This window comes from Cupriavidus taiwanensis (genome assembly GCF_900250115.1).
Classification (GTDB): Bacteria; Pseudomonadota; Gammaproteobacteria; order Burkholderiales; family Burkholderiaceae; genus Cupriavidus; species Cupriavidus taiwanensis_B.
The window spans coordinates 3,607,139-3,614,347 of sequence record NZ_LT984803.1 but is presented as its reverse complement, the minus strand read 5'-3'; the positions used below and the strand labels follow the sequence as shown (position 1 = coordinate 3,614,347).

At 68.8% G+C, this 7,209-nt stretch carries 9 protein-coding genes; 7 read left to right on the top strand and 2 right to left on the bottom strand.

Annotated features, from left to right (window positions below):
- Positions 1-112 precede the first annotated feature (112 nt).
- From rpmH to tam, 5 genes are all read left to right on the top strand, one after another.
- Positions 113-247 carry a 50S ribosomal protein L34 gene (rpmH, locus tag CBM2586_RS16835; protein ID WP_008650850.1) on the top strand — a complete coding sequence of 45 codons (135 nt, stop codon included), beginning with the start codon at positions 113-115 and terminating at the stop codon, positions 245-247.
- Positions 248-308: 61 nt separating this feature from the next.
- A complete protein-coding gene (gene rnpA / locus CBM2586_RS16830; RefSeq protein ID WP_115663450.1) occupies positions 309-824 on the top strand; it encodes a ribonuclease P protein component in 516 nt (171 codons plus the stop codon).
- 10 nt (positions 825-834) lie between these two features.
- Positions 835-1,116, top strand: a complete 282-nt coding sequence (gene yidD / locus CBM2586_RS16825; protein ID WP_115688576.1) for a membrane protein insertion efficiency factor YidD — start codon at positions 835-837, stop codon at positions 1,114-1,116.
- Positions 1,117-1,137: 21 nt separating this feature from the next.
- Positions 1,138-2,808 carry a membrane protein insertase YidC gene (gene yidC, locus CBM2586_RS16820; RefSeq protein ID WP_115688574.1) on the top strand — a complete coding sequence of 557 codons (1,671 nt, stop codon included), beginning with the start codon at positions 1,138-1,140 and terminating at the stop codon, positions 2,806-2,808.
- A 234-nt stretch (positions 2,809-3,042) separates the two neighbouring features.
- Positions 3,043-3,813, top strand: coding sequence for a trans-aconitate 2-methyltransferase (gene tam, locus CBM2586_RS16815; RefSeq protein ID WP_115688572.1), 771 nt, complete (start codon positions 3,043-3,045; stop codon positions 3,811-3,813).
- 7 nt (positions 3,814-3,820) lie between these two features.
- Here the strand turns inward: tam and CBM2586_RS16810 are convergent, their stop codons facing one another.
- Both CBM2586_RS16810 and CBM2586_RS16805 read right to left on the bottom strand, forming a co-directional pair.
- The gene (locus CBM2586_RS16810) at positions 3,821-4,207 is read right to left on the bottom strand and encodes a VOC family protein (RefSeq protein ID WP_115663457.1); all 387 of its coding nucleotides are present in this window, start codon (positions 4,205-4,207) and stop codon (positions 3,821-3,823) included.
- Between the two features lie 36 nt (positions 4,208-4,243).
- Complete coding sequence (locus tag CBM2586_RS16805) at positions 4,244-4,681, bottom strand: PaaI family thioesterase (protein ID WP_115663460.1); 438 nt, start codon at positions 4,679-4,681, stop codon at positions 4,244-4,246.
- A gap of 177 nt (positions 4,682-4,858) precedes the next feature.
- Between CBM2586_RS16805 and CBM2586_RS16800 the strand changes: the two genes are divergently transcribed.
- On the top strand, positions 4,859-5,677 hold the full coding sequence (locus CBM2586_RS16800) for a CHAD domain-containing protein (RefSeq protein WP_115688793.1): 819 nt from the start codon (positions 4,859-4,861) through the stop codon (positions 5,675-5,677).
- A gap of 72 nt (positions 5,678-5,749) precedes the next feature.
- The gene (gene mnmE, locus CBM2586_RS16795) at positions 5,750-7,177 is read left to right on the top strand and encodes a tRNA uridine-5-carboxymethylaminomethyl(34) synthesis GTPase MnmE (protein WP_115663860.1); all 1,428 of its coding nucleotides are present in this window, start codon (positions 5,750-5,752) and stop codon (positions 7,175-7,177) included.
- The last annotated feature ends 32 nt before the right edge of the window (positions 7,178-7,209 follow it).

The window sequence follows — 7,209 nt, the reverse complement described above, 5'->3', positions numbered from 1 at the left end:
CGCCGCTGCAGTTCCCTCGCAAGCGGCAGCCCCATGCGAACCATACGCGGCGGCCACGGCACCCCGGCACCGGCCGGAGTCGGGCAAGCCAAGATCAACCAGAGAGTGCAACATGAAACGTACCTACCAACCTTCCGTTACCCGCCGCAAGCGTACCCACGGTTTCCGCGTGCGCATGAAGACCCGTGGCGGCCGTGCCGTCATCAACGCGCGCCGCGCCAAGGGCCGCAAGCGCCTGGCAATCTAAGGGCCGGGCGACCGGTCTGGGCGGCGGCAACGCGGTCCAGGCCAACCGCCTCGCTGTCCGGATGGCCGGTAGCTTGCCCCAGGGTGCAGTGTTCCCGCTAGCTTTGCCAGGCGTGTCTACCTTTGCCTTTCCCAAAGCCGCGAGGCTGACAAAGACGGATGAATTTTCATCCGTTTTTGCTTTGCGGCCCCGGCGGCGCAGCACCCACTTCGTGCTCTATGTACGCCCCAACGACCGGCCGGAAGGCCGCCTGGGCGTGGTGGTGGGCAAGAAGTTCGCGCCGCGCGCGGCCGAGCGCAACCTGGTGAAACGCATGGCGCGCGAGCTGTTCCGCCAGCGCCGGGAACAGCTGGCCGGGCGCGACGTGCTGCTGCGCCTGCAAGCGAAGTTTCCGCGCGCGGAATTTGCGACGCGCGCGGCGGTCCGAAGGGCATGCGCGGCGGAAATCGCCGGCCTGCTCGAGGTAGCGGCGAAGCCACTGCCGCCACCCGCGCCGCGTGTTTCGCCCCCGGCACCGCCCACCGCGGCGCCACCGGCGAGCCCCTCGCAAAGCCAGCCGCCGGGCCAGCCAGCCTGACCACCCCGCCATGAAGCGCCTCCTGCTAGCCCTGCTGCGTATCTACAAGATCGCCCTGAGTCCTTACCTGGGCTCGCAGTGCCGCTTCCTGCCGACCTGTTCCGACTACGCCCGCGACGCCATCGTCCATCATGGCGCCGCGCGCGGCAGCTGGATGGCCGCCTGCCGGCTGTGCCGCTGCCATCCTTTCGCCCAAGGCGGGTATGATCCCGTGCCGGGCACGGAAGCTGGCACGCCAGTCCATGCCGCCACAGGCCATGCGCCCGTGGCAATCCGTCTGCCCAGACCCTGATTTTTCCGACCACAGCCAGACATGGATATCAAACGCACCATCCTCTGGGTCATCTTCTCGATGTCCCTCGTGCTGCTCTACGACAACTGGCAGCGCGCCAACGGCCATGCGTCGATGTTCTTCCCGAGCACGACGCAGCAGCAGGCCGCTTCGGCGCCGGCCGCCAGCGGCGCGGCCGCGCAGGGCGACGTGCCCAAGGCCAACGTCCAGCCGGGCGCTGCGGCACCGGCCGCGGGCGCCGCGCCGCAGGCCGCGGCCCAGCCCACCGGCGAGAAGATCGTGGTGACCACCGACACGGTGCGCGCCGAGATCGATACCGCCGGCGGCATCGTGTCGCGCCTGGAGCTGCTCAAGGAGCATGAGAAGGACGGCAAGCCGGTGGTGCTGTTCGAGCGCGACAACGTGCGCACCTACATGGCCCGCTCGGGCCTGATCGGCGGCGACCTGCCCAACCACACCACGGTGTTCACCGCCGCGCCGGGCCCGCGCAACCTGGACGGCGCCGAGCAGCTGCAGGTGGTGCTGACCGGCGAGAAGAACGGCGTCAAGCTGGTCAAGACCTACACCTTCCGCAAGGGCAGCTACGTAGTCGACAGCAAGTTCGACGTGACCAACGCGGGCACCGCGCCGGTCTCGCCGACGCTGTACCTGGAACTGGCGCGCGACGGCAGCAAGGTGGAGCAGTCGCAGTTCTACAGCACCTTCACCGGCCCGGCGATCTACACCGACGCCGACAAGTACCACAAGCTCAGCTTCGAAGACATCGCCAAGGGCAAGGCCAGCGTGCCGGCCGCCGCCAACAACGGCTGGGTGGCGATGGTGCAGCACTACTTTGCCTCGGCCTGGATCCCGCAGACCGGCAAGGAGCACAGCTTCTACGTGCAGCAGATCGACCCGAACCTGTACCGCGTGGGCGTGCAGCAGCCGCTGGGCGAGCTGGCTCCGGGCGCCACGGTGAGCACCGATGCGCGCCTGTTCGCCGGTCCGCAGGAAGAGCACATGCTCGAGAAGATCGCCCCTGGCCTGGAACTGGTGAAGGACTACGGCTGGCTGACCATCCTGGCCAAGCCGCTGTTCTGGCTGCTGGAGAAGCTGCACGGCTTCCTGGGCAACTGGGGCTGGTCGATCATCGCGCTGACGGTGCTGATCAAGCTGGTGTTCTTCCCGCTGTCGGCGGCGAGCTACAAGTCCATGGGCAAGATGAAGGACCTGCAGCCGCGCATGACCGCGATGCGTGAGCGCTACAAGAACGACCCGCAGAAGATGAACCAGGAGATGATGGCGCTGTACCGGACCGAGAAGGTCAACCCGCTCGGCGGCTGCCTGCCGATCGTGATCCAGATTCCGGTGTTCATCGCGCTGTACTGGGTGCTGCTGTCGTCGGTGGAAATGCGCGGTGCGCCGTGGCTGGGCTGGATCCATGATTTGTCGGTGCCGGATCCGTTCTACATCCTGCCGATCGTGATGGCGGTGTCGATGTTCGTGCAGACCAAGCTGAACCCGACCCCGCCGGACCCGGTGCAGGCCAAGGTGATGATGATCATGCCGCTGGTGTTCTCGGTGATGTTCTTCTTCTTCCCGGCCGGCCTGGTGCTGTACTGGGTGGTGAACAACATCCTGTCGATTGCGCAGCAATGGCAGATCAACCGGATGCTGGGCAAGGGCAAGGCGCCGGTTGTGGCCAAGAGCTGATTGCCTGATCGCAGCAGATCGATGCAGTAAGCAGGAAGCCCGGCAGTGATGCCGGGCTTTTTGTTTGGTAGATCGCTGATGGAGCTGGACTGTCGAGCGGTTTGCTCCCCTCTCCCATGAAGTGGGAGAGGGGCCTTGTTCACGCGGCGATAGCTACGGCTGGTCTCTGCCGGCCTCTGCTGGCTGCGGCAGGCGTATGCTACTGGCCTGCGCCTCACTGCCTGGAGAATCCCCATGAGCTGGTCCGCCCACCAATACGTCGCCTTCGAAGACGAACGCACCCGCCCGGTCCGTGACCTGGTGGCCGCCATTCCCAACGAGATCGCGCGCAGCGCGGTGGATATCGGCTGCGGCCCCGGCAACTCCACCGAGGTATTGCTGGCGCGCTATGCGGGCGCATCGGTCACCGGCCTGGACAGTTCCGACGACATGGTCGACGCCGCGCGCAAGCGCCTGCCTGATGTGCAGTTCCGCGTGGCCGATATCGGCGCCTGGGATGACCCCGGCCCGTACGACGTGATCCTCGCCAACGCCGTGCTGCAATGGCTGCCCGACCACGGCCGTCTGTTCCCTGAGCTGGTCTCCAAGCTTTCCCAGGGTGGCACGCTCGCCGTGCAGATGCCGGACAACCTGGAAGAACCGGCGCACCAGCTGATGCGCCGCGTGGCGGCGGAAGGGCCGTGGGCCGACAAGCTGGCCGGCGCCAGCAAGTCCCGCGCCGAACGCGCGCCGGCGCGCTGGTACTACGAGCTGCTGCGCCCGCTGTGCCAGCGCGTGGACGTATGGCTGACCACCTACCATCATCCGCTCGCCGGCGGCCCGGCCGCGGTGGTGGAGTGGTTCAAGGGCAGCGGCCTGCGCCCGTTCCTGCAGCCGCTGGACGAGGCCGAGCGGGCCGCCTACCTGGCGCGCTACCAGACCGAGATCGCCAACGCGTACCCGGCGCTGCCGGACGGCTCGGTGCTGCTGCCGTTCCCGCGCCTGTTCATCGTGGCGACGCGCTGAAGCAGCATTACGCGGGCTTGTGGCACACCGCCTCGATGTTGTGCCCGTCCGGGTCCAGCACGAAGGCGCCGTAGTAGTCGGGATGGTAGTGCGCGCGAAGGCCCGGTGCGCCGTTGTCGCGCCCGCCCGCGGCCAGTGCCGCGCGATGGAAGGCATCGACGGTCGCGCGGCTGTCCACGCGGAATGCCACGTGCACCGGCGGCTGGTTAGGCGTGCCACGGTGGATCCAGAAATCCGGATGGCCGGGCGTGCCGAAGCCGGCCACGTCGGTGCTGCCGGTGACGCTGGCCGGGAATTCCTTGTCCAGCACGTAACCGATGGCGCCCAGCGCCGCCTGGTAGAAGGCGCGGCTTTTCTCGTAATCGCTGACGCTGACGCCGGTGTGGTCGATCATGGATGGCTTCCTTGTCGAGGTGGGAGCAAAAGGAACTCAGGCCAGGTCCAGCACGCTCATGGTGGCGTTGAACCGGCTGGCCAGCACGGATTGGCCATGGACGTCGGCAAACACGTCGGCCTCGACCACGATGATCGAACGGCCGGACTTGAGCACGTCGGCGCGGCAGCGCAGCCGTTCGCTGCGCACGGACCTGAGCAGGTTGATCTTGAATTCCGCGGTGACCACGTGCTGGCCCGCCTCCAGGATGGTCGAGGCTGCCGCGCCGGCGGTGTGGTCGGCCATGGTGGCCTGCACGCCCGCGTGGACGATGCCGCCATGCTGCAGATGGCGCGCGGCGATGGCCAGCGTGGACTCGCACCAGCCCGGCCCGCAGTCCGCCAGCGCGATGCCGACGTCGTTGACGAAGGCGGCCTGGCGGAAGCCCGCCTCGATGGTGTCGCGCAGCAGCAGCCGTTCCTGTTCGGTGGTCATGGCGGTTCCTCGTGGGTCGGGGAAGTGGTCCGGGCGAATCTGCGCATTCCAGCGTGAAGGGCGGGGCCTGTCAACCGCCCGGGCGGCGTGAGCGCCGCATGCCGCCCAAGCGCGTGCAGTCGCCTACACTGAACACATCTGCGTCCCGCGTGCGCGCCTGACCGCATGCAGACCGCCATGAACGCTGACGCCCAATCCCCCATGCTGCGCCGCAAGACCCGGCCCGCTGCTGCCTTTGCCGCGCTGGCGCAAGCCAGCCTGGCGCGCATCGACGCGTGCCTGGATCCGCTGCAGCGCCGCGACGACCCGGAAGACCTGCACCAGCTGCGCATCGCCCTGCGCCAGGCGCGCGCGGTGGTGTGGGCGATGGGTCCGGCCCTGCCGCGGCAGGAGCGCGACCGCTGGAAGCGCGACCTGCGGATGCTGGCGCGCGCCACCAGCGAAGTCCGCGACTGGGACGTATTCCTGGCCGAGACCATCGGCCCGGCCCGCGAACTGGAGCCGCACGACCCGATCCTGGCCGCCATCGCCGACACCGCCGGGCAGCGCCGCGACGCCGCGCGCGAAGCCATGCTGGCGGCGCTCGCCACCTACCGCGACTGGCCGCTGCCGGCGCTGCATCGCGACCTGGCACACCTGGCGCATCTGGCCGCGCGCGCCCGCAACGATGGCCCCCGCCTGGCTCCGTTTTCACGCCAGCGCGTGCGCCGCGGCCGCAAGCAGCTGCGGGCGCTGGCCAAGCGCGCTCGCGGCGGCGATGCCGACGCGATGCACGCGCAGCGCATCGCCGGCAAGCGGCTGCGCTATGTGATCGAGGCGCTGGCGCCGGTGCTGCCGGCGCGCTATACCCGACGCCTGCATCGCAAGCTGGTCAAGCGCCAGGCCAGTCTCGGGCAGCGGGTCGACGGCATCGTCGCGCGCCGCCTGATGGCCGAGTGCCTGGATCTTCAGGCGATGCCGGACGATGTGCCACCGCCGCTGCCCGGCGCCAGCTGACCGCTGCGCCAGCCATGGCGGCCTGCCCACCGCGTGCCACGCCAACCGCACCCGATCTGCGACAATACCGCCATGACTGCTTCCCAGCTTCCCATTGCCGCCATCGCCACCGCGCCCGGCCGCGGCGGCATCGGCGTGGTGCGCGTGTCCGGCCCCGATGTCGGCCCCGTGATGCGCGCCGTCTGCGGCCAGGCACTGAAGCCGCGCCACGCCACCTACCTGCCGTTTCTCGATGGCAACGGCAAGGTCATCGACCACGGCCTGGCGCTGTATTTCCCGGCGCCCAACTCCTATACCGGCGAGGAAGTGCTGGAGCTGCAGGGCCACGGCGGCCCGGTGGTGATGCAGATGCTCCTGACGCGCTGCCTGCAGGCCGGCGACGGCATCGGCCTGCGCCTGGCCGAGCCCGGCGAGTTCACGCGCCGCGCCTTCCTCAATGACAAGCTCGACCTGGCCCAGGCCGAGGCCGTGGCCGACCTGATCGAAGCCAGCACCGAGGCCGCGGCGCGCTCCGCCGCGCGCTCGATGGAAGGCGAGTTCTCCAACGCCATCCGCCAGCTGGTGGACAAGGTCATCCACCTGCGCATGCTGGTCGAGGCCACGCTCGATTTCCCCGAGGAAGAGATCGATTTCCTGGAGCAGTCCGATGCGCGCGGCCAGCTTGCCGCCATCCGCAATGAACTGGGCGCGGTGCTGGCGCAGGCGCGCCAGGGCGCGCTGCTGCGCGAAGGGCTGTCGGTGGTGCTGGCGGGCCAGCCCAACGTGGGCAAGTCGTCGCTGCTGAACGCCCTGGCGGGCGCGGAGCTGGCCATCGTCACGCCGATTGCCGGCACCACCCGCGACCGCGTGCGCGAGACCATCCAGATCGACGGCATCCCGCTGCATATCATCGACACCGCCGGCCTGCGCGACGAAGCCGCCGACGAAGTCGAGCGCATCGGCATCGAGCGCACCTGGGACGCCATCCGCCGCGCCGACATCGTGCTGCACCTGGTCGACGCCACGGATTACCTGCGCCACGGCCTGTCCGAGATCGACGACGCCATCGACGACAAGCTCAGCGGTCAGCTGCCGCCGGGCGCGCCGATCGTGCGCATCGTCAACAAGATCGACAAGGCCCCATCCGTGGGCGAAATCATGTTCGGCGGCAACCGCCCGCACGTGGTCGCCGCCAACGGCCCCAACCCGACCGAAATCTGGATCTCGGCGCGCACCGGCGCCGGCATCGAGTTGCTGCGCCGCGAACTGCTGCGGCTGATCGGCTGGCAGTCCGGCAACGAAGGCACCTTCCTCGCGCGCGAACGGCACCTGACCGCGCTGCGGCAGGCGCAATCGCACCTGGACGTGGCCGCCGACCAGAGCGAGCGCCAGGCCCAGGCGCTGGACCTGTTTGCGGAAGAGCTGCGGCTCGCGCAGGAGCACCTGAACAGCATTACCGGCGAGTTCACCAGCGATGATTTGCTGGGGACGATCTTTACGCGTTTTTGTATCGGGAAATAGCGAACGCCGAATACACGGAACTCCTCTGATCC

Bases quoted from the DNA above. Each gene is read 5' to 3' on its own strand.
- tam (WP_115688572.1), top strand. From the start codon at position 3,043: ATGAGCTGGTCCGCCCACCAATACGTCGCCTTCGAAGACGAACGCACC.
- CBM2586_RS16800 (WP_115688793.1), top strand. From the start codon at position 4,859: ATGAACGCTGACGCCCAATCCCCCATGCTGCGCCGCAAGACCCGGCCC.
- yidC (WP_115688574.1), top strand. From the start codon at position 1,138: ATGGATATCAAACGCACCATCCTCTGGGTCATCTTCTCGATGTCCCTC.
- mnmE (WP_115663860.1), top strand. From the start codon at position 5,750: ATGACTGCTTCCCAGCTTCCCATTGCCGCCATCGCCACCGCGCCCGGC.
- rnpA (WP_115663450.1), top strand. From the start codon at position 309: ATGGCCGGTAGCTTGCCCCAGGGTGCAGTGTTCCCGCTAGCTTTGCCA.
- rpmH (WP_008650850.1), top strand. From the start codon at position 113: ATGAAACGTACCTACCAACCTTCCGTTACCCGCCGCAAGCGTACCCAC.
- CBM2586_RS16810 (WP_115663457.1), bottom strand. From the start codon at position 4,207: ATGATCGACCACACCGGCGTCAGCGTCAGCGATTACGAGAAAAGCCGC.
- yidD (WP_115688576.1), top strand. From the start codon at position 835: ATGAAGCGCCTCCTGCTAGCCCTGCTGCGTATCTACAAGATCGCCCTG.
- CBM2586_RS16805 (WP_115663460.1), bottom strand. From the start codon at position 4,681: ATGACCACCGAACAGGAACGGCTGCTGCTGCGCGACACCATCGAGGCG.